The following is a 19,565-nucleotide window of genomic DNA, read 5'->3' on the forward strand; positions in this document are numbered from 1 at the left end:
AACGAGGAGGCATAGGTTCATCCTTCCAGGCCAGCAGAAACTAGCCATGTTGAATGTCACCTAAACGTGCATCAGACCCATGTGCACCGCTTCACGCACGCCTGGGAGAAGGCCACTTCGCTCGACCTGCGCCACGGCCGCACCGAAGCTATCGATGCCTATGACTCGCACGCGCGCATCATCGATGGTGAGACCGAAGTCATGGTCGATGCCGCATACAAAGCCTGGCGAGCCGATCGGGCGGCGGGGCGATCCTCAATCTTGATCTCTGACTCCAACGAATCAGCGGCCGCACTCAACAGTCGGGCTCGTACCGACCTGATCCTCGATGGCACTGTGCGCGGGCCGCGCGAAGCGACGCTGCACGATGACAGCCGAGCGGCGATAGGTGACACGGTGATCACCCGCAGGAATGACCGCAGGCTGGTTGCGGGGCGCGGTTGGGTGCGGAACGGTGACCGGTGGACGGTGCTTGACGTGCGTACCGATGGTGCCGTCGTCGCTCGTCGGCTCGGGGCCGCTCGGGGATGTTCTGTTGTGCTGCCCGCGGCTTACATTGCCGAGCATCTGGAGCTGGGGTACGCGATCACTTCATACCGTGCGCAGGGTGTCACCACCGACACCGCGCATGTGCTCGTTGATTCGTCGATGACGCGCGAGAATCTCTATGTGGCCATGACCCGAGGGCGCGAACTTAACCGGGCGTATGTGGCGGTGGATCGACCCGACTCTCTGCACAGCGGACCACACCCTGCGGACGACGACGGAGCAACGGGACGGAGCGTTCTTTATGGGGTGCTGCAAAACGTTGGAGCAGAACTCTCGGCTCACGAATCTCTCGTTGCCGAGCAAGAAACGTGGGGGACGATTGCGCAGCTTGCCGCAGAGTACGAGACCATCGCGGCCGCCGCGCAACGCGACCGGTGGGCGACGCTGCTCCGCGCATCGGGCCTCTCGGAGTCGGATGCCGCCGCCGCGATCGAGTCAGACGCCTTCGGCCCAATAGCCGCCGAGCTGCGCCGAGCTGAAGCCAACCATCATGATGTGGATGCGCTGCTTCCACGTCTCGTGCGTGCACGAGGTTTCGACGACGCTGATGACATCGCAGCGGTGCTGCGACACCGGGTTGCGGCGGCGACTGCACGTGCAGTTGGCTCGGGACGCTCACGTATGGCACCTCGGCTGATCGCAGGACTAATCCCGGAGGCAGCCAGTGATATGAGCGGCGAAATGCATGCCGCGCTTGAGGAACGCCGCTCACTGATAGAAGAACGTGCCGACGCCGTACTCGACCGTGACATTTCTGCTGGCGCCACCTGGGTGCAGGACATTGGGGCGATGCCTGAAGAACCTCGCCATGCAGCAACTTGGAGGCGCTCGGCCCGCGTCGCCGCCGCATACCGAGACCGCTACACAATCACCACCGAGACTGCACTTGGCGCTCCACCAGAAACGACCACCCAAAAGATCGACCGAGCCCGCGCCGAAGCCGCACTCCGCGCGATCTCCAAGCTCAGCCGCCCGCGTCGCAACGAGGCCCAAATGCGAAGGCCGGATGCCCGCGGGATACGCTTGTGAAAGCGACCGGGTGACTTTCCACCTGCGACTTCCGGTCGCTACTCAACGGCATATGGAAGGCAGATAAGCGTGATCGCAGCATTGTCGATTGATCATCTCCCGTGCTTCGGGACTGGCACGCCACCCTTACAGCCGTTGAAGCAGGTTACATTCTTGTACGGTCCCAACGGTTCAGGAAAGTCTTCGATCGCCAAGGGTTTGCGCGCAGTCCAAGAGCAAGGGCTCACTCAAGAGCTGTTCGATAAGAACTTCGTTGACCTCCTTCTACTTCCCGATCAGCGAATGCCCGGGGTTTTTGTCATCCGCGATGGAGATCCAGATGTACAGCAACGAATCGACGAGCTTGCTGGGAAACAACCCGAGGGCGGACGACGTCAAATTGGAGAAATTGAAGAAGCAGCGAATGTGGTCAATGGGCTGGAAAAATCGATCAAGAAGCAGGAGAAGCTAGTCAGCGAGGCGGCTTCAAGACTCACCGATGCTTGTTGGGAAAAGCGAAAGACGCTACCTCAACCGATGCAGCAAGCGTTCAAAGGCTTTCTTGGCGACAGTGGCAAGAACGTAGCTGAGGTTCATCGGGTTCGAGCGTTCACTACTCCTGAAGGGCTCAAAACCAGTAAGGAGCTACTGGCGACATACGCAACATTGGAGTCAGAAGACGCCAAGGAGCTTCCACGAATTCAGGAGCTTCCGAAACTGAATGAACTGAGCGCCGAACAAATCAATCTGTTGACACAACCCATCAAGTCGAAGGATGAAACAAGCTTTGGAGACTTCGCCAGACAGGTCGGAAACTCGGATTGGGTGCGACAGGGTCTGCACTATTTGGAGGCATCAAGAAACAAGTGCCCGTTTTGTCAGCAATCTATAGACGCCGGTATCGAGGCTTCACTGGTTTCGCTATTCGACCACTTCTATGAGGATCAAGTCAGCGCAGTGAGAGAGATCTTGACGAGTGAGGAGGACGTCTCCGCTGAAATTGATGAGTTCCTGACTACCATTCGCGCAACCGCTGCTGAGGAAGGACCAGGGATCTTGAAGGCCGCTGAGTCGCTTATGCGGCAGATCGCACTGAGGATCGAACAGGTCAAGAGCAAGATTGAGGCTCCTTCGTCAAGGGTTGACCTACAAGGGTTCGGCACCCTGCAAGCAGAGGTCAACAAACTGATCTCTGTCGCAAATGAACGGATTGATGCGTCCAATCAATTGCTCCGAAACAAAAAGCGCGCCCTCCAGTCCCTCAAGGCAGAAGTCTGGCAATACTACGTACATTCCGTTGTGGACAATGATCTCGCTGAACACGATGGGGCAATCAATGCTCCAAACAAGGCTCTAGCCAGTCTCGGAACGAAACTGAGCGATGCGAGGAACAAGCTCACTCAGAAACGCAACGAACTCTCCGGGCTGCAGCTACGCCTCACCTCTGCAGTTCCCACAGTTGAGGCCATCAACCGTACGCTACAGAACCTTGGGTTTCTCAGTTTCTCTATTCAGCACATAGATAATGACGACACCTATCAGTTGGTTCGTCCCGACGGGACGCCCGCCAGTCAAACACTTAGCGAGGGTGAACGGACTCTCATCTCGTTCCTGTACTACTTCCATAAGCTCATGCGAATCCACGAGGACCAGAGCGCTCCAGGCCGAGTCGTGGCTGTCATTGACGATCCGGTTTCAAGCCTTGATGGTGAAATGCTCTTTGTGATCAACCTTCTTCTTCGAAAAATCTTTGAGTCGTGCGTTGAGGGCACGGGGAGGCTAGAGCAAGTCGTCCTCCTCACCCATAACGCATACTTCTTCAAGGAGTCAGAGTTCACGCCAAAGGGCGTAAGCCCTGGTGATCGCTCATTCTTTGTCCTAACGAAAGGCGCTGACGGGCGAACCACATACAAGCATTATGAAAAGTCACCCATCAAGTCGAATTACACCCAGCTCTGGGACCAAGTTCGAGCGGCATCCAAGTCTGAGAACCCAGAGATGTCAGCTTGGCTTCCCAACGCCATGCGAAGGATCATTGAGAACTACTTCCAAATCGCGGGCGGGTTCGATACAGACAAAGTAATCGCGAAAATTCCTGAAAGTGATCGATGGGCGTGTCAGGCGCTACTTTCTTGGTACAACGATGGTTCTCACACTGCACCCTGGGACATTGACTACTCAAGTATCTCTTCCGACGCGACGACACATATTCGTGCATTCCAGCAAGTCTTTGAAGCATCGGGCCACGCCGCGCACTACGAAATGATGATGGAGGAGTAGCATTTCCGGCACCAGCGGCACGTTGTCGTGGGAAATGACAGCGTCACAGCGCAGGTGCGCTCCTGGGTTTCCACGCTGCCGAACGGCTAAAGGAGTTGTTGAGGGGTTCGGCCCGAGCAGTGTCGATACTCGACTCCATGAGGTTCACTACGTCCTTTGCGCTAGTGACAACCCGAGCGGTGCCCTCTTGCAGTAGAACGTTGGTGCCGAAGCTCGCAGCGCTGGTGACCGGGCCGGGCACTGCACCGACTATGCGGCCAAGATCTTTGGCTTCGAACGCGGTACGCATCGTACCCGAGCGTGCCCCTGCCTCGACGATGACGGTGGCACCTGAGATAGCGGCGATTATGCGAGATCGGTCGATGAACCGCTGCCGAGTTGGTGAGATTCCGGGTGGTACCTCGGACATGATGAGACCGCTCTGCGCAATGCGTTCGAAGAGCTGATTGTGGCCTGCCGGATACGCACGATCGACGCCCGATGCCATCACTGCGATCGTGTTTCCGCCTCCGGTAAGTGCGGCTCGGTGTGCGGAGCCTTCGATGCCGTATGCGCCACCTGCGATCACTGTGCGGTCGCCTCCGGCGAGATCACTTGCGATCTCCTCGGCAACGAAAGTTCCGTATCCTGTGGCTGCGCGCGATCCGGTAATCGTGACTCGTTCAGCGGCATCACCACGGAGCAAGTTAGTCTTGCCGCTCACCCAAAGACCGTAAGGCGCACGATCACCAAGGTCGCGCAACGATGCTGGCCATTCGTCATCGGTAGGAATGAGGAACTGAAACTGCTCGCTTTCGGCTAAGAGCGAGGCGACCCGATCCACCCCGGAACGCGCATGAATGCGATCGCGCCACACCGCGGCCTCAGCCCGATCCATGCCGGGAACCGCGGTGTCGCGATCCGCAAGCGCGATCAGGTCCTGCGCACCGACTTGGGCGAGGAGCCGACCGGTCGCTTCGTCGTTCGGCGTGCCAACGAGGGAGAGCACCAGGCGTGCTGAACGTTCGTCTCGCGCAAGATCAGTCAGGGTAGGCATCTGCGGGTTCCTTTGCAACTGGAGTTCACCAGTACAGGTGCACAGATCTGCCCGTCAGCACTCACGTTCGCTGTCGTACGGCTAGCGACTCTGCCGTTGACAAGTTCCCTCAAGCCCTCTAGACGCCAACGATTTGCTCAGTTGGCTGCACCGTAAGTTCGTCGATCGACCGGCGGAGTCGGCGCTCGTGTAGACGAACTCGCACGAGGAGTCCAGTGCACATGATGCCATTTGCGATGAACTTCAGCGCGTTCCAGATGCATGCGAGGGAAACGACATAGAACAACTTGGATGCTCCATCGTTGATGAGCACAGTGACGAAGCTGGCTGCGTAGAGGTAGGGCACAGCCAGAAGCATCGCGGGTGCTGCCCACTTGAGGCCGCCACGAGTACGGAGCGCGGTGATCGCAATGTTGCTGGGCATGAAGCGCCGCATGAAACTGCGAACGTAGATGCTGATGATCCAGATCAGGCGGAACATGATGACAGTCCTCTCCAAGTCGAAGGCGACAGGAAGAAGAAAAACTGTTCAGCCAAGGCCGTTAAGTTGTGCCACCACTTGAGGTGATGACGAAGCAGGTAGAGGCCGCCTACGTCCAGGGTACGCGCCCAGTGAGCAGAGGGGAAGAGGAGGTGGAGTCCAAGCGGCAAACTGATCCGCAATGGCACTGGGTTGTGCCGCGGCGTTAGGGCATATTCTTGATCCATGAATTACCGCAACGACTCAACCGGTGAAGAATTCGAAGACGAAGACGATTACCTGCGCTCGTTGAAGCAGGATGACTCGTATTTTTTCTCTTATGACTATGAGTACATTGCGGATCGATTCGGTGATAAAGATGACGATGTCACCTTGGAAACTGCAACCCTGAATCTCACTGTGACATGGGACGATTCGCCTGCGCCTGGGTACACGGTGTCATACTCCGTTGATTCACCAACTCCCATTCCGAACGATTGGACGGGTGATGCGGACCAGATATTCGACGATCTATGGCCGCGAGTCACCTCAGATCTTGACTCGGAGGGCATCGGCTCAGAGCTGTACAAAGACTGGCCGGTATAGCGTCAACCCCAACTCGCTCTCTCTGGTGAGTGAGAGTTCACCGCAGAGCAGCGGATAAATCATATTGCTCCAGCAGCGACGAGCGATGTGCGCACGTGCTTGCGGTTGACGCCGAGCGTCCTTGCGATGGCGCGCATGGAAATGCCGCCGCCGTGAAGCTTCACTGCCTCAGCGGCTTCGTCGATTGTGAGTCCATACTGGCGGCGCACGACGTTGTTTCGGGTGAGGTGCTTCGAGACTGTCGCGCGGTGCACACCATATTTGTGAGCCAGGTATCCGACGCTGAGTCCGGCGAGGTAATCATCGACCAGACGATCCACTTCAGAGGGTGTGAGAAAGGTTTGAGGTTTCCCAATCCTCCTGACGACAGGGCCTCGAACGTCATGAATCGGTGCGTCATCGACCCTCTGCGACACCCGGTACACCCCGCGTTTCCAGCGAGAAATCAACGACGTTAGTCTCGGAGTGGGGTTTGAGAACTCTCTACGCAGGGACCCCAAGTAGTTGAGGCCCACACTCTCACGGAGAGTGTGGGCCTCAACTGTTTTCTGCACGGCCACTGCGACGTTCCGTAGGGAATCGACGTTCCCTATCGCCGCTCGGCACCAATCCGTCATACCAACCGGAAATTCCAGATCATGCGTCAAGCGCGCGGGGAGATGCGGGAGCGCAAGGCGAGAACCACCAGGCAGGCGTTCCGAGGCCGACGAGGCTAGGCTCAAGACATGACCACTCTCGAACGTTTCGATCCGACCGGCATTCAGCGCGTCCTGTGCATCGTGGCGCACCCCGACGACATGGAGTACGGCGCCTCTGCGGCCGTCGCCGAGTGGACCTCGCAGGGCGTCGAGGTCTCCTACCTGCTGCTCACCGCGGGCGAGGCAGGCATGCGTGACCGCGCGCCCGAGGAGGTCGGGCCGCTGCGTTCGGAGGAGCAGCGCAAGGCCTGCGACATCGTCGGAGTTTCCAAGCTCACCATCCTCGACATGCCTGACGGCCTCATCGAGCACTCGATCGAGACGCGCCGCCGCATCGCGCAGGCGATCCGCGAGACCCGCCCCGACGCGATCTTCACGATGACCTGGGATCTCGAGGCCGGTTGGGGGCTCAACCATGCGGATCACCGCTCGACCGGGCTCGCAGTGGTCGACGCGATTCGCGACGCGGATAACCCGTGGCTGTTCCGCGAGCAGCTCACTGGCGGCGTCGAGGCGTGGAAGACGACCTGGCTGCTCGCAACCGCGCACCGCCCCGACCACGCGATCGAAGTGTCGGCGGAGTCGCTCCAGCGTGGGATCGCGTCGCTCGCTGCGCACAGCGAATACCTCGCTGCGCTCACCGATCACCCGACGCCCGAGGATCTCGTCACCGGGGTGTTGACGTCGGGCGGCGAACTGGCAGGCCTGCCGTATGCCCTGCCAGTGCATGCCTACAGGATGGGATAGGCATCCTCCGCACACGAAGCTCAGAGATTCTTACGGCGGGGTTCGCCGCAAGCCGCTAGGGTGAAAGCATGCTCGATGTGTCACGCGATGAGTTTGAGGCCATGGTCTCCGACGGCCTTGACACGCTTCCCGACGAAATGCTGGAACAGCTCGACAACGTCATCTTCCTCGTCGAAGACAAGCCCGAAGATGGGGCCGACACGCTCGGGCTGTACGAGGGCTTCTCACTCGCAGAACGCGAGGCATACGGCTTCGGCGAAGAGCCCGACCGCATCACGCTGTTCAGGCTCAACCTGTTGGCGCACTGCGATGACCACGATCACCTCGTCAGCGAGATACGCGTGACGCTCGTGCACGAGGTCGCCCACTTCCTTGGGCTGAGCGAGGAACGAATTCACGAGCTGGGGTGGGGATAGTGGTCGACCGCGTTCCTGATGTCGAGCGGAACCCGTCCGGCGAGGGATCAGTCGCGGTCGCTCCGACCAAGCCCTGGCGCACCGTTGTCTGGGACGACCCGGTGAACCTCATGTCGTACGTGAGCTACGTGTTCCGGTCTCACTTCGGATTCTCACAGGAGCGTGCGGAGGAGCTCATGATGCGCGTCCACAACTTCGGCCGTGCGGTCGTCGCTGAGGGCTCGCGAGAGGCGATGGAACTCCATGTCGAGGCCATGCACGAGTTCGGGCTCTGGGCAACGGCCGAAGAGGGAGCAGGCTCATGAAGCTCCAGCCCGGTGACGGCGGCGTTGAGATCCTGTTCGCGTCCGAGGAAGCCGGGGTCTTGAAGCAGCTGGTGCACCAGCTCATCATGCTGCTTGAGAGCCACAGCCGGACGGCGCTTGACCCCGATCCGCTCTTCGCGAGCCTCGAGATCGGCGGGAGCGACACCACGCCTGCGGATCCGGCGCTCGCCAGGCTACTGCCCGACGCGTTTGCCGACGCGGAAGATGCTGCGGGCTATCGCCGAGTTACCGAGCAAGGGCTCATTAATCGTAAGCTCCAGGACGCGCTGCAAGTGATTGCTGACCTGACCGTGACCCCGCTCAATGCGGAAGAGTTCTCTGTGGACGCAGGCGGTGACCCCGAGCTCGGCGACGGCTCCCCCGTCCCGGTGAACATTACGCCCGATTCGTTCCCGGCCTGGGCGCGGACCGTGACCGCGCTGCGGCTCGCGATGGCGGCCCGGATCGGACTCGAACGCGAGGAAGACTACGACAGGTTGATCGACGCCGATGCGACCCGCGGCACGGTGCTCGTCTACGATTGGCTCGCCGCGCTGCTTGAGGCCGTCGTCGCGCTCGGCCACGCCAGCGATTCGGTCGACGAGGCCTGAGCCGCTCCCAGGCTCCGGTTAGCCGGGATCCTGCAGCGAGCGCGGATCCACAACCTCATCGCGACCGCCGAGCAGTCGCGCGGATGTCAGCCCGAGCGCCCCGAAGCGCTCACGCACCTCGTCGACCGCGGAGTCAACCGCTCGCCACTGCTCGTCGTCGTCCCAGAGGGCCTGCCCCTCGCTGCCAGCGGGCACGAGCTGTTCGGCCCGCACTCCTATGAGCCTCACGGGGCGCACGGGCCGCCCGCCGGGCGACAGCGCGTCGAAGAGCTCGCGGGCGGTGCGATAGACGCGCTGGGTGGCGTTCGTTGGCTCGGGAAGCGTTCGGGAACGGGTGACCGTTTCGAACGTGTCCCAGCGCACCTTGATGGCGACGGTGCGGGCTTCGAGGTCGGCGTCGCGGAGCCGCTCAGAGGTGCGGGTTGCGAGCCGCAGCAGCTCGCGTTCGAGCTTCTCGGGGTCGGCGACGTCGGTCGCGAACGTTTCCTCGTGCCCGATGCTCTTCTCGACCCTGGTCGTCTCGACTCCGCGCGCGTCGCGGCCGTTCGCCAGCTCGTGCAGCCGCTCGGCGCTCGCATTGCCAACGATGCCGCGCAGCGAGGGCAGCGGTTCGCGTGCGAGGTCTCCGACCGTATGGATCGCGCGCGTCTTCAATGCCCGCTCGGTCGCAGCACCGACGCCCCACATGGCCCCGATGGGGAGCGGATGCAGAAACTCGAGCGTTCTCTCGGGCGGGATCTCGAGGATCCCGTCGGGCTTGGCGCGCTGTGAGGCGAGCTTCGCGACGAACTTCGTGCCTGCCAGCCCCACCGAAACCGGGAGCCCCGTGCGTTCGAGCACCCGTTCGCGGATGAGTCTGGCGATCTCGATCGGCGGGCCAAAGATTCCGACGGAGCCGGCGACGTCAAGAAACGCCTCGTCGATACTCAACGGTTCGACGAGCGGTGTGAATTCACGGAAGATCTCCATGACCTTGCGTGAGGCTACGCGGTACTTTTCAAACACCGGCGTGACGAGCACGAGTTGGGGGCAGAGCTGCTTGGCACGCCCCACCGGCATGGCCGAGCGCACACCGAATCGCCTGGCCTCGTAGCTCGCGCTTGAGACGACCGAGCGGGCGGTGTCATGGGCGGCTGCGACCGGGAGCCCCTTGAGCTCTGGCCTGTCTAAGAGTTCGACGGACACGAAGAACGCGTCCATGTCGACGTGCAGCATCGACGGCGTCGTTCTCGGTCCTGTTCCCACCCTGTAATCACATCACACACCGCTGACATCCCGCTGCCGTGCTGTTGCCCGCGCGGGGCGGCTACTCCCCCGCAGCCAGCACGAGTCTGGCCAGCGCTTCGTCAACGACAACATCGGTGATGATGCCGGCCGCGAGCGCGCCGCGCAAGCTGTCTCGTTTGGTCGCGCCGGACACCACGCAAATGCGCTGCGGCGCGCGCCGGACGATCTCGAACGGCGGGCCACTGGAGCGGTCGTTGATCGGGATTCCCGTGGTGCTTCCGTCGAGCCTGTAGAAGCGGCTGGCGCAGTCTCCGACGACGCTGTGCCCTGCGAGCTCAGTCAGGTCGTCGGCGCCCAGGTCGCCGCCCGAGGAGATGTGTGATCGTGGGTCGCCGATGCGTGAGCCCAGTCCGAAGACGAACATGTTCGCGGCGGCCTGCATGTCGAGCACTCGTGCGACGGAGCGTTCGCGCCACAACGCCTCCCGGGTCGTCGGGTCGTCGAAGATCGCGGGAACGGGGAGCTGAAAAACCTCTGCGGAGAGTTTCTCGGCGAAGCCTCCGAGCAGTTCAGTCGAGTACTGCACCCCTGTCGAGTAGCCGTTCGCTGCGCCGTTCATTTGTACGAGCTGCACGCCGTGCTTTTCGGAGCTGCTCAGGCGCTGCGCGACGGCGCTCATGGTCGAGCCCCAGGCGACGCCGATGATGGATCGGGGTTTCACGCTCGCTGCGATGAGGTGGGCCGCGGCTTGGGCCGTCCGGTCGAGTTGTTCGGCCTCCGAGAGCCGGCTTGATCCTGGGACGATGTGTGCGGTCACGCCGAAGCGGTCGGTGAAGCGCTGTTCGACACGCGACCGCGCCTCCTGCGGTGAGTGGATGCGGATTTCGACGAGTCCGGACTCTCTCGCGTATCGGAGCAGTCGAGACACGGAGGAGCGGGAGACCCCGAGTTCCGTGGCAATGGCCTCCATCGTGAAGTCCTGCCGGTAGTACAGGTGCGCAGCGGCGAGTGCCTCGCGCATTTTCACACGTTTCTGCTCTGGCGCCATGTGGATGCCTCCGTTCTCGGCCCAGTCTTGCACATATGTGCACGGCCTTTGCAATTCAGTGCACTGTACGAGCATGCTGAAAGAACGTCCATAGAGAGGCCAAAAGTCATGCATGTGAGTCCCGGTTCGCTTCGGCCGAATGTTGCACGCCTCCGGGAGCGCCCGAACGCTGAAGTGCTCGTCATCGGCGGCGGCATCAACGGCATTGCGACGTTCCGCGATCTTGCGCTGCAGGGTGTCGACGTGGCGCTCGTCGAACGCGGTGATTTCGTCTCCGGAGCTTCCTCTGCGTCAAGCCACATGATCCACGGCGGCATCCGCTACCTCGAGAACGGCGAGTTCCGACTCGTGCAGGAGTCCGTTGCGGAACGCAACCGGCTCCTCCGCACCGCGCCGCACTACGTTCGCCCCCTTGAGACCACGATCCCGATCTTCTCGACGTTCTCCGGCCTTCTCTCCGCCCCATTCCGGCTCCTCGTGACCCACGGCCGCGGCAAGCCCCGCGAGCGCGGCGCGGCGCTCATCAAGATGGGCCTGGTGATGTACGACACGTTCTCCCGTGACGGCGGTCAGGTCCCCCGCCACCGCTTCCTCGGCAAAAAGAAGTCGCTGAGCGAGCTACCCGCCATGAACGACGGAATCAAGTACACGGCGACCTACTACGACGCGTCAATGCACGATCCCGAGCGACTCGCGCTCGACGTGCTGCACGACGGTGAGCTTGCCGGCGGCGACCGCGCGCGCGCCGCGAACTACGTGAGCGGTGCGGGAATGCAGGGCGGCAAGGTGACGCTGCGCGATGAGACCACCGGCGAGGACTTTGACTTCACGGCAAAGGTCGTCCTCAACACGAGCGGCCCATGGACCGACATCACGAACTCGGCACTCGGTGAACAGACGCGGTACATGGGCGGCACGAAGGGCTCGCACGTCGTACTCGACCACCCCGAGCTGCTCGCCGCAACGGCCGGGCGTGAGATCTTCTTCGAGCACTCCGACGGCCGCATCGTGCTCATCTACCCCCTCAAGGGACGCGTGCTCGTCGGGACCACCGACATCGATGCCGACCCGTCACAGCCCGTCGTCTGCACCGACGACGAGGTCGACTACTTCTTTGACCTCGTTGGGCACGTCTTCCCCGAGATCACCGTCGACCGCTCACACATCGTGTATTCCTTCTCCGGGATCCGCCCGCTTCCACACCACGACGACACCGCCCCCGGCTTCGTCTCCCGCGACTACCGCATCGTGCAGTCAGACACGCTCGGGGTGCCGGTGCTGAGCCTCGTCGGCGGCAAGTGGACAACGTTCCGCGCGCTCGCCGAGCACCTCGCGAACGACACGCTCGCGCTGCTCGGCAAGCAGCGCAGCGTGAGCACTGAGACCCGGCAGATCGGCGGCGGCGTCGGCTTCCCGGCCAGCCCGAACGCACGTAAGCGGTGGATCACCGAGCACGCCGACGGCCGCGATGCCGGCCGGGTCGAAAGCCTGCTGGACCGCTACGGCACCCGAGCTGTCGAGATCCTCGAGGCATTGCCCGAACACGACCCTGAGCTCACCGATCTGCCCGGATATTCGGCAGCGGAGCTCTCCTATCTCGCGCACAGCGAGCAGATCGTGCACCTTGATGATCTGCTGCTGCGCCGTACCTCGATCGCGTTTGTGGGCGGTCTGACCGTGCAACGCATCAGTGCGGCGGCAGGCGCCATTGCTGACGCCCTCGGCTGGGACGAGGCCACACAGACTTCGGAAATTGAGCGGACCATCGCGCTGCTACGTAACGCGCACCGCATCGACACAACTAAGGGGGGAACCTTCATCACCGGCTGATGTGGGACAGCCGGTTACACGGAGCGCCTTCCGACGCTGCGTGTCCGTACTCATCAGCGGTGCTCGCACACGCGAGTGCCGCTCCGCTGATATGCGCCCCGAGCGCACCAGCGATCATTGAAAGGTCAATGAAGACACATGAATGACATCAACCTCGGACTGTATTTCCTCTCCGAATTCGTGGGCACGGGGCTGCTCGTGCTGCTGGGCTGTGGCGTCGTCGCCAACGTCGTGCTTGCGAAGACCAAGGGCAACGGCGGCGGCTTCCTCATGGTGAACTGGGGCTGGGGCCTCGCGGTGTTCATGGGCGTGCTCGTCTCCGCATACTCGGGAGCGATCCTCAACCCCGCCGTCGGCATCGGCCTCCTCGTCGCAGGCACCATCACCGCAGAGATGTTCTTCGTCGCGTTTGCGGCAGAAATGCTCGGCGCGATCGTCGGCGCAATCCTCTGCTGGGTGAGCTACAAGCAGCATTTCGACGACGAGCCCGAGGCAGCGACCAAGCTCGCCGTGTTCTCGACCGGACCAGAGATCCGCTCGTACGGCTGGAACTTCATCACGGAGGTCATCGCGACGTTCGTACTCGTGTTCGCGATCTTCGCCTTCGCTGATTACGGTGACATCCAGGTCGGTGTTCCTGGCGGGCTCGGAGCGTTGTCCGCGCTCCCCGTCGCACTCGTTGTCGTCGGTATCGGCGCCTCGCTCGGCGGCGCCACCGGCTACGCCATCAACCCTGCACGTGACCTCGGCCCGCGCATTGCACACGCGATCCTCCCGATCAAGGGTAAGGGCGACAGCGACTGGGGCTACGCTTGGGTACCCGTTGTCGGCCCGCTCGTCGGTGGCGTGATCGCCGCGCTCGCCGCTCCCGCTCTACTCTCACTCGCTGTCTAACGGCACCCGCGAAAGGAACACGCAATGTCTGACTATGTAGTCGCCATCGACCAGGGCACGACCTCGAGTCGCGCAATCATCTTCGACCGTTCGGGATCCATCATCTCGACCGGCCAGAAAGAGCATGAACAGATCATGCCGCAGGCCGGTTGGGTCGAACACGACGCCACCGAAATCTGGCAAAACGTGCAGGAGGTGATCGGCATTGCCCTCGGCCGCGCCGATCTCACCCGCCATGACATCGCTTCCATCGGCATCACCAACCAGCGCGAGACCACAGTGGTGTGGAACCGCAAGACCGGTAAGCCCGTGTATAACGCGATCGTCTGGCAAGACACCCGCACGCAGGCCATCGTCGACCGCCTCGCGGCAGACGGCGGCACTGAGCGGTTCAAGCCCGTCGTCGGTCTCCCCCTCGCCACCTACTTCTCGGGCACGAAGATCGCGTGGATCCTCGAGAACGTTGAGGGCGCGCGCGAGGCCGCAGACGCGGGCGACCTCATCTTCGGCACCACCGACTCCTGGGTCGTCTGGAACCTCACCGGTGGCCCCGAGGGCGGGGTGCACGTCACCGACGTCACGAACGCATCACGCACCCTCTTCATGGACCTCGAAACCCTCGAGTGGCGCGATGACATCCTCGAGGCGTTTGGCGTACCGAAGTCGATGATGCCGTCGATCAAATCCTCCTCTGAGGTCTACGGCGTCGCCGAAGACTCATCGCTGCTGCGGGAGACGCCCATCTCGGGAATCCTTGGTGACCAGCAGGCCGCAACCTTCGGCCAGGCAGCGTTCGAAGCCGGCGAGTCGAAGAACACCTACGGCACGGGCTGCTTCCTCATCTTCAACACCGGCGAGGAGATCGTCCACTCGAAGAACGGACTGCTGACCACCGTCGGCTACAAGATCGGCGACGGCCCCGCGCACTACGCGCTTGAGGGATCCATCGCGGTGACAGGGTCGCTCATCCAGTGGCTGCGCGACCAGCTCGGGATCATCCAGACCGCGCCGGAGGTCGAGGAACTCGCCGCGAGCGTCCCCGACAACGGTGGCGTCTATATCGTTCCCGCATTCTCCGGACTCTTCGCGCCCTACTGGCGCCCCGACGCCCGCGGTGCGATTGTCGGGCTCACCCGCTACGCGAACAAGGGCCACATTGCCCGCGCCGCGCTCGAGGCCGTCGCGTTCCAGACCCGTGACGTGCTCGACGCGGTGAATGCCGACGCTGGCGTGGATCTCACCGAGCTTCGAGTCGATGGCGGCATGGTCGCAAACAACGAGCTCATGCAGTTCCAGGCTGATGTGCTTGGCGTGCCCGTGGTGCGCCCGGTCGTCGCCGAGACCACCGCGCTCGGTGCCGCGTACGCTGCCGGCCTCGCCGTCGGGTTCTGGAAGGATCTTGGCGAGCTTTCCGCAAACTGGCAGGAGGATCGCCGCTGGGAGCCCTCGATGGATCAGGACGAACAGGATCGCCAGCTGCGTCTCTGGCGCAAGGCTGTCACGAAGTCGATGGACTGGGTTGACGAAGACGTGCGCTAGCGCGAGCCTGCACCGCTAGAACACCACGATGGGCCCGCCCCCTGCTGCAGCGGGGAGTCCGGGCCCATCGTTAGTGTGCCCCGGCCCCTGGCGACAACGGCCGAATGCCGGCTGCTCGCGCTGCCGCCGCGAGCCTAGTGTCGTATACGAGCATGCCAGCGAGGTCACTACCCAACCGCAGTGCGGCTGCGAGGAGGATTGCGTCAAGGGATAGTAGCTCAGTCGGTTACACACGGGCTGCCGATTCGAAGGTCTCCAACTCAAGCGTGAGCGTCTGGCAGGCGTTGAGGACGTCCGTAGCATCTGGGGCCAGCCAGGGTGCGCGACGCGCGATCAGCCGCCGCAGCTCGACATGCGTCAGCCATGAAGTCACGAGCTGCGCCTGTGTCTCGTGCAGCCAGTCGCCGAGCGCGTGCGACTCGGGCTCCTCCACCACGAGCTTCGCGAGCGCGGAGGTGTCCGCGTAGACCAACATCAGAGCCGTTCTTCGCGGAGCTCATCGAGGATTTCTCCCGCCGTGAGCGAGGGCGTCTCTGCAGCTGTCAACCCTTCGGGCACTCGCTGGTCCCACCCAGCCCGCCGCGCGAAGAATTCTGACATGCTGATGCGCGCAGGCAACAGGGCCCCCGAGCTGATGAGATCTTGAAGTGGTGTCGACTGCATCGGCACGATTCTCGCGACGGGCACACCACGGTCCGTGACCACGGTCGGAGCACCAAGCTTCACGCGAGCCAGTACCGCGGAGGCGTTCTGCTTCAGCGCACGGATTCCGATGCGGGCTCCCTCGTCCGCGCCCGATGTTCCTGTGTCTTCGCCTCGCGCGTTCATGTTCTACAAAGTAGCACGTGACCGGCGTACCGCACCGGCCCGATCCACGCGTACGGTTGCCGCAGCCTTCAACGCATCACCCGCTGATACCGTTCGGGCTCTGCCACCGCAGCGGCGAAGCGCCGTACTCTTCTGGTGCCGAAGCATACTCGAGTTGCCGCCCATCGATGGTGAGCGGGGGCGGCACAAACTGCAACGCCCCGTAGGGGCTCGGGGCTTCCCGCAATTCCACAGCGGAGAGCTGACCCGGCCGGTCAGCTGGTGCCCCCGCGGTAAGTAGTTCGAGTGCGGTTCTCGCGAGCGACACGTACGCGATGCCCGACTGGCCGTTCTCGCGCGCCCGGAGAAGGGCCAGCGCTGCCGCTGCCATGCCCTGCCCGGTTGCGTGATCCAACGCCTGCACGGGCAACGCACCCGGTCGCCAGTCGTCCCCGACGCCGGACCCGTAGAGATGGGAGATGCCCGTCACGGCCTGCACAATACTGTCGAAGCCGCGCTTTCCGGCGTGCGGCCCCGTCGCACCCCAGGCTTCGAGGGCGACGACAGCAAGCCGCGGATGGGCCTCACGGAGCGAGACTGGATCGAAGCCGTAGCGGCCAAGCGCGCAGGGCCGATAGCCGAGCACCACGATGTCTGCCGCTGCCAGAAGGGTGTGCAGGCGTTCGCGGGTAGCGCGATCTCCGAGGTCCGCGATCGCGCTTCGCTTGTCGAAGCCTGTGTCGACATGCAGGTCCCAGAGCTCAGGGATGCCGGGCGGATCAACCCGCAAGACATCTGCCCCGAGAGCTCCAAGGAGACGGGTTGCGGAGGGACCGGCGATCACCCTGGTGAGATCCAACACGCGCAGGCCATGCAACGGGCGCGGCCACTCCCTCAGGGTGAACGCTTGGGCGTCTCCGCTCGAAGATCGTTCAAAGCGGATCCAGGGCACCCCGCGCAGCGCAGCCGCAGACGGTGTGTCCAGCCATTCGCTGTGCTTGCGCACGACTGCCGCTAGGCCCCCGTGCGCGGTGACCCGCTCCTCAACGTCAGCACCAGCCCTGCGAGACAGTTCAGCGACAAGTCCGTCTCGGTCCGATTCGCCGATCGCCTCGAACAGCGCTCGCTCGTGGTGCGGATAGTTCGCGTGCAGCCGCACCCAACCGTCGGCCGTTCGGTGAAATCCTGAGAGCGGAGCAAACCCTTCTCGCTGTGCGCCGTCGACGCGAAGCGCCTCGAACGACCCAAAGGATGCAGCGACCACGCTCGAGTCGAGCGAGATTCTGGAGGTTGCGCGATCGCCGCCGAGCGCGCCCAGTGCCACGGCGACCGCCTCAGCGGATCCGAGCGCGAGCCCCTCGACGTCAAGGGGGCCCTGCCACCACCGGCGCGGACCGGTGCGTGAGACCGCGAGCTCGCCGTCGGGTCCAAGCAGCGGCTCAAGTGCGGCGCGCAGCCGCAACGGCGGTGTCGATTCGAGAGTCTCGTTTGCAGCCATGGCCCCTACTTTCCTACCCCAGCGTTCCTAGTCGTGGGGCTGCGCCGCGGGCGGGGTGCCGTCACCGAAGGGCTCGCCGCCCAGGCGCTCGCGATCGTGCGCATCGTGCCAGTTGCCAAGATCCGGCCCACCCGGCACGATCTGCGTCGGGTTGACGTCTTCGTGGGTGACGTAGTAGTGCTGCTTGATCTGCGCGAAGTCGATCGTGTCGCCGAAGCCCGGTGTTTGGAAGAGGTCGCGGGCGTAGCCCCACAGGTTGTCCATCTCGCTGAGCTTGTTGCGATTCGTCTTGAAATGCCCATGGTAGACGGCGTCGAAGCGCGCGAGCGTCGTGAACAGCCGAACGTCGGCCTCCGTGATCGTGCCGCCCATGAGAAAGCGCCGCGTCGCGAGCCGCTCCTCGAGCCAGTCGAGGGCATCCCAGAGCCTCGCGTACGCGGCGTCGTACGCGTCTTGGCTGCCGGCGAAGCCGCAGCGGTAGACGCCGTTGTTCACCTCGGTGAATACCCGCTTGATGACCGGCCACATATCATCCATGAGCTCGGCGGGCAGCAGGTCGGGCGCGCCCTCGCGGTGAAACTCGCGCCACTCGGTGGAGAAGTCGAGCGTGATCTGCGGGTAGTTGTTCGTCACGACTCCCCCGCTTGCGATATCGACGATGGCCGGCACCGTGATGCCGCGTGGGTAGTCGGGGAAGCGTTTGAAGTAGTTTTCCTGCAGCCGCTCGGTGCCGAGCACGGGATCGCGACCGCCCTCGTCGAGGTCGAACGTCCACGAGCGCACGTCGTGCACGGGGCCCGGGGTGCCGAGCGAGATCGCATCTTCGAGGCCGAGCAGCCTGCGCACGATCACCGTGCGGTTCGCCCACGGGCAGGCTGCGGCTGCGACGAGCCGGTAGCGGCCTGCCTCGACCGGCCAGGCCTCCGCCCCCTCGCTCAGACCGAAACCGAGTGCGCCGATCCCCGTGGCCGGCGGGGCCGGCAACACACGGGTCGCTGCGGGATCGGCGACGATGCGGTCCTCGATGTACTGGGTGTCGCGCGTGAACTCAGCGCCGGTCACATACGCACCGCGGGTCGAATGCGCGTCGGCTGCCGTGGGGGTGGGGGTCGAATCGGTCATGGAATCCTCCTCGCTCCCGCGCGGGCGCCATACCGGGATCATTCCCCGGCGTGGCACCCGCGCGGCCAGTATCAGTGCATGGATCATGCAGTGCCCAGCAGTCTACGCAGGCCCGCCGAGCGGCGACTCAGTCCGACCCGGCGCCGGATCCTGTGCCACGCGCTTGCGTCACAGGCGTTGTGCAGATTGGTCGAGACTGGGTCGGTACTGTGGGGGTATGCCACGCCGGGTCGAGGACTATCGCGGGCTGACCCGTGTGAGTCGGCTCCGCTTGTTGCACGCCGTGCACCAGCAGCCGGGTCGCAGGCTTGCCGAGCTGGCCGATGAAGTCGGGCTGCACCTCAACACCGCCCGCGAGCACCTCTGGGTTCTCGAAGACGAGGGCCTGGTGACGTCGCTCACTCTCGTGACGGGAGTGCGCGGTCGTCCGCCTGTCGTATTTCACCCGGTTGAGGACGCGGAAACAAACCCGGCTGCGGAGCGACGCATCGTAGAAGCGACGGAGCGCGGCGAGATCCACCGCCGGCTGAGCCCGGAGCTCGATTACACTGCAGAGCTCGGCGAGGCGGCGACCCGGCAGATCGACGTGCTCTATGAGCATCTCGATGACATCGGTCTGGAGCCAAAGGTCGACGATGCCCGACTCACCATCGACCTTGCTCCGTGCCGCTACGGCTTCGCGATCGAGACCGAACGCGCCCTTGTGTGTTCCGTCCACATTCGGCTCCTGCAGCAACAGCTGCAGCAGGTCCCCGGGCCGCTCGCGCTTCGCCGCGTACAGCCGTTCGTCACACCGACCCGCTGCACGGTCACGCTCGCGATGGCCGAGGCCACCGACGAGGCTGACCCGCAGTCGGGCGCCGATCCGCGCCCGTAACGCGCAT

20 protein-coding genes are annotated in these 19,565 nt (G+C 63.3%); 11 read left to right on the forward strand and 9 right to left on the reverse strand.

The genetic code is table 11. The features are described from left to right. Nucleotides 1–66 precede the first annotated feature (66 nt). Both AUL38_RS12845 and AUL38_RS12850 read left to right on the forward strand, forming a co-directional pair. On the forward strand, nucleotides 67–1,578 hold the full coding sequence (locus AUL38_RS12845; protein ID WP_201023746.1) for a hypothetical protein: 1,512 nt from the start codon (nucleotides 67–69) through the stop codon (nucleotides 1,576–1,578). A 69-nt stretch (nucleotides 1,579–1,647) separates the two neighbouring features. Next, a complete protein-coding gene (locus AUL38_RS12850; protein ID WP_161937441.1) occupies nucleotides 1,648–3,837 on the forward strand; it encodes an AAA family ATPase in 2,190 nt (729 codons plus the stop codon). 43 nt (nucleotides 3,838–3,880) lie between these two features. On the opposite strand, the gene dprA is transcribed toward AUL38_RS12850, so the two are convergent. Together dprA and AUL38_RS12860 are read right to left on the reverse strand one after the other, a co-directional pair. After that, the gene (gene dprA, locus AUL38_RS12855) at nucleotides 3,881–4,873 is read right to left on the reverse strand and encodes a DNA-processing protein DprA (RefSeq protein WP_083506863.1); all 993 of its coding nucleotides are present in this window, start codon (nucleotides 4,871–4,873) and stop codon (nucleotides 3,881–3,883) included. Between the two features lie 118 nt (nucleotides 4,874–4,991). Further along, nucleotides 4,992–5,354 carry a hypothetical protein gene (locus AUL38_RS12860; RefSeq protein WP_059062781.1) on the reverse strand — a complete coding sequence of 121 codons (363 nt, stop codon included), beginning with the start codon at nucleotides 5,352–5,354 and terminating at the stop codon, nucleotides 4,992–4,994. 225 nt (nucleotides 5,355–5,579) lie between these two features. Between AUL38_RS12860 and AUL38_RS12865 the strand changes: the two genes are divergently transcribed. After that, nucleotides 5,580–5,939: a hypothetical protein gene (locus AUL38_RS12865; protein ID WP_059062782.1), complete on the forward strand. Its 360-nt coding sequence runs from the start codon at nucleotides 5,580–5,582 to the stop codon at nucleotides 5,937–5,939. 59 nt (nucleotides 5,940–5,998) lie between these two features. Here AUL38_RS12865 and AUL38_RS12870 read toward each other — a convergent pair whose 3' ends face one another. Continuing rightward, complete coding sequence (locus tag AUL38_RS12870; RefSeq protein WP_059062819.1) at nucleotides 5,999–6,193, reverse strand: hypothetical protein; 195 nt, start codon at nucleotides 6,191–6,193, stop codon at nucleotides 5,999–6,001. A 471-nt stretch (nucleotides 6,194–6,664) separates the two neighbouring features. Here AUL38_RS12870 and AUL38_RS12875 point away from each other — a divergent pair, with 471 nt between their 5' ends. The 4 genes from AUL38_RS12875 (at nucleotide 6,665) to AUL38_RS12890 (ending at nucleotide 8,716) form a co-directional block, all read left to right on the forward strand. Next, nucleotides 6,665–7,384, forward strand: coding sequence for a PIG-L deacetylase family protein (locus AUL38_RS12875; protein ID WP_059062783.1), 720 nt, complete (start codon nucleotides 6,665–6,667; stop codon nucleotides 7,382–7,384). Nucleotides 7,385–7,452: 68 nt separating this feature from the next. Continuing rightward, nucleotides 7,453–7,800 (forward strand): metallopeptidase family protein, encoded by a 348-nt coding sequence (locus AUL38_RS12880; RefSeq protein WP_059062784.1) that lies wholly within the window; start codon nucleotides 7,453–7,455, stop codon nucleotides 7,798–7,800. Beyond that, nucleotides 7,800–8,105, forward strand: coding sequence for an ATP-dependent Clp protease adapter ClpS (gene clpS / locus AUL38_RS12885; RefSeq protein ID WP_059062785.1), 306 nt, complete (start codon nucleotides 7,800–7,802; stop codon nucleotides 8,103–8,105). Before AUL38_RS12880 ends, clpS begins: the two co-directional genes overlap by 1 nt. Next, nucleotides 8,102–8,716 carry a DUF2017 family protein gene (locus AUL38_RS12890; RefSeq protein WP_059062786.1) on the forward strand — a complete coding sequence of 205 codons (615 nt, stop codon included), beginning with the start codon at nucleotides 8,102–8,104 and terminating at the stop codon, nucleotides 8,714–8,716. Before clpS ends, AUL38_RS12890 begins: the two co-directional genes overlap by 4 nt. A gap of 18 nt (nucleotides 8,717–8,734) precedes the next feature. Here the strand turns inward: AUL38_RS12890 and dinB are convergent, their stop codons facing one another. Both dinB and AUL38_RS12900 read right to left on the reverse strand, forming a co-directional pair. Further along, entirely contained in the window at nucleotides 8,735–9,931 is a 1,197-nt protein-coding gene (gene dinB / locus AUL38_RS12895; protein ID WP_059062787.1) for a DNA polymerase IV, read from the reverse strand. A gap of 91 nt (nucleotides 9,932–10,022) precedes the next feature. Continuing rightward, nucleotides 10,023–10,991: a sugar-binding transcriptional regulator gene (locus tag AUL38_RS12900; RefSeq protein ID WP_059062788.1), complete on the reverse strand. Its 969-nt coding sequence runs from the start codon at nucleotides 10,989–10,991 to the stop codon at nucleotides 10,023–10,025. Nucleotides 10,992–11,099: 108 nt separating this feature from the next. On the opposite strand from AUL38_RS12900, the gene AUL38_RS12905 reads away from it, so the two are divergent. From AUL38_RS12905 to glpK, 3 genes are all read left to right on the forward strand, one after another. After that, nucleotides 11,100–12,821, forward strand: a complete 1,722-nt coding sequence (locus AUL38_RS12905; protein WP_059062789.1) for a glycerol-3-phosphate dehydrogenase/oxidase — start codon at nucleotides 11,100–11,102, stop codon at nucleotides 12,819–12,821. 138 nt (nucleotides 12,822–12,959) lie between these two features. Next, a complete protein-coding gene (locus AUL38_RS12910; protein WP_059062790.1) occupies nucleotides 12,960–13,715 on the forward strand; it encodes an MIP/aquaporin family protein in 756 nt (251 codons plus the stop codon). Between the two features lie 24 nt (nucleotides 13,716–13,739). Next, nucleotides 13,740–15,254 carry a glycerol kinase GlpK gene (gene glpK, locus AUL38_RS12915; protein WP_059062791.1) on the forward strand — a complete coding sequence of 505 codons (1,515 nt, stop codon included), beginning with the start codon at nucleotides 13,740–13,742 and terminating at the stop codon, nucleotides 15,252–15,254. Nucleotides 15,255–15,480: 226 nt separating this feature from the next. Here the strand turns inward: glpK and AUL38_RS12920 are convergent, their stop codons facing one another. From AUL38_RS12920 to AUL38_RS12935, 4 genes are all read right to left on the reverse strand, one after another. Continuing rightward, nucleotides 15,481–15,729, reverse strand: coding sequence for a hypothetical protein (locus AUL38_RS12920; protein ID WP_059062792.1), 249 nt, complete (start codon nucleotides 15,727–15,729; stop codon nucleotides 15,481–15,483). Next, entirely contained in the window at nucleotides 15,729–16,082 is a 354-nt protein-coding gene (locus AUL38_RS12925) for a type II toxin-antitoxin system Phd/YefM family antitoxin (protein WP_059062793.1), read from the reverse strand. The genes AUL38_RS12920 and AUL38_RS12925 overlap by 1 nt, the downstream gene beginning before the upstream one ends. Nucleotides 16,083–16,158: 76 nt before the next feature. Beyond that, nucleotides 16,159–17,559, reverse strand: a complete 1,401-nt coding sequence (locus AUL38_RS12930; RefSeq protein WP_059062794.1) for a CoA transferase — start codon at nucleotides 17,557–17,559, stop codon at nucleotides 16,159–16,161. A gap of 27 nt (nucleotides 17,560–17,586) precedes the next feature. Beyond that, nucleotides 17,587–18,681, reverse strand: coding sequence for a glutathione S-transferase C-terminal domain-containing protein (locus AUL38_RS12935; RefSeq protein ID WP_059062795.1), 1,095 nt, complete (start codon nucleotides 18,679–18,681; stop codon nucleotides 17,587–17,589). A 217-nt stretch (nucleotides 18,682–18,898) separates the two neighbouring features. Between AUL38_RS12935 and AUL38_RS12940 the strand changes: the two genes are divergently transcribed. Next, a complete protein-coding gene (locus AUL38_RS12940) occupies nucleotides 18,899–19,558 on the forward strand; it encodes a helix-turn-helix domain-containing protein (protein WP_059062796.1) in 660 nt (219 codons plus the stop codon). Nucleotides 19,559–19,565 lie beyond the last annotated feature (7 nt).

Source organism: Leucobacter sp. G161, from assembly GCF_001482305.1.
Classification (GTDB): Bacteria; Actinomycetota; Actinomycetes; order Actinomycetales; family Microbacteriaceae; genus Leucobacter.

What these genes read in the sequence shown, in the direction of transcription:
- dprA (WP_083506863.1), bottom strand. Translation starts at nt 4,873, where the DNA reads ATGCCTACCCTGACTGATCTTGCGCGAGACGAACGTTCAGCACGCCTG.
- AUL38_RS12860 (WP_059062781.1), bottom strand. Translation starts at nt 5,354, where the DNA reads ATGTTCCGCCTGATCTGGATCATCAGCATCTACGTTCGCAGTTTCATG.
- AUL38_RS12865 (WP_059062782.1), top strand. Translation starts at nt 5,580, where the DNA reads ATGAATTACCGCAACGACTCAACCGGTGAAGAATTCGAAGACGAAGAC.
- AUL38_RS12875 (WP_059062783.1), top strand. Translation starts at nt 6,665, where the DNA reads ATGACCACTCTCGAACGTTTCGATCCGACCGGCATTCAGCGCGTCCTG.
- AUL38_RS12880 (WP_059062784.1), top strand. Translation starts at nt 7,453, where the DNA reads ATGCTCGATGTGTCACGCGATGAGTTTGAGGCCATGGTCTCCGACGGC.
- AUL38_RS12890 (WP_059062786.1), top strand. Translation starts at nt 8,102, where the DNA reads ATGAAGCTCCAGCCCGGTGACGGCGGCGTTGAGATCCTGTTCGCGTCC.
- dinB (WP_059062787.1), bottom strand. Translation starts at nt 9,931, where the DNA reads ATGCTGCACGTCGACATGGACGCGTTCTTCGTGTCCGTCGAACTCTTA.
- AUL38_RS12900 (WP_059062788.1), bottom strand. Translation starts at nt 10,991, where the DNA reads ATGGCGCCAGAGCAGAAACGTGTGAAAATGCGCGAGGCACTCGCCGCT.
- AUL38_RS12905 (WP_059062789.1), top strand. Translation starts at nt 11,100, where the DNA reads ATGCATGTGAGTCCCGGTTCGCTTCGGCCGAATGTTGCACGCCTCCGG.
- AUL38_RS12910 (WP_059062790.1), top strand. Translation starts at nt 12,960, where the DNA reads ATGAATGACATCAACCTCGGACTGTATTTCCTCTCCGAATTCGTGGGC.
- glpK (WP_059062791.1), top strand. Translation starts at nt 13,740, where the DNA reads ATGTCTGACTATGTAGTCGCCATCGACCAGGGCACGACCTCGAGTCGC.
- AUL38_RS12920 (WP_059062792.1), bottom strand. Translation starts at nt 15,729, where the DNA reads ATGTTGGTCTACGCGGACACCTCCGCGCTCGCGAAGCTCGTGGTGGAG.
- AUL38_RS12925 (WP_059062793.1), bottom strand. Translation starts at nt 16,082, where the DNA reads ATGAACGCGCGAGGCGAAGACACAGGAACATCGGGCGCGGACGAGGGA.
- AUL38_RS12930 (WP_059062794.1), bottom strand. Translation starts at nt 17,559, where the DNA reads ATGGCTGCAAACGAGACTCTCGAATCGACACCGCCGTTGCGGCTGCGC.
- AUL38_RS12935 (WP_059062795.1), bottom strand. Translation starts at nt 18,681, where the DNA reads ATGACCGATTCGACCCCCACCCCCACGGCAGCCGACGCGCATTCGACC.
- AUL38_RS12940 (WP_059062796.1), top strand. Translation starts at nt 18,899, where the DNA reads ATGCCACGCCGGGTCGAGGACTATCGCGGGCTGACCCGTGTGAGTCGG.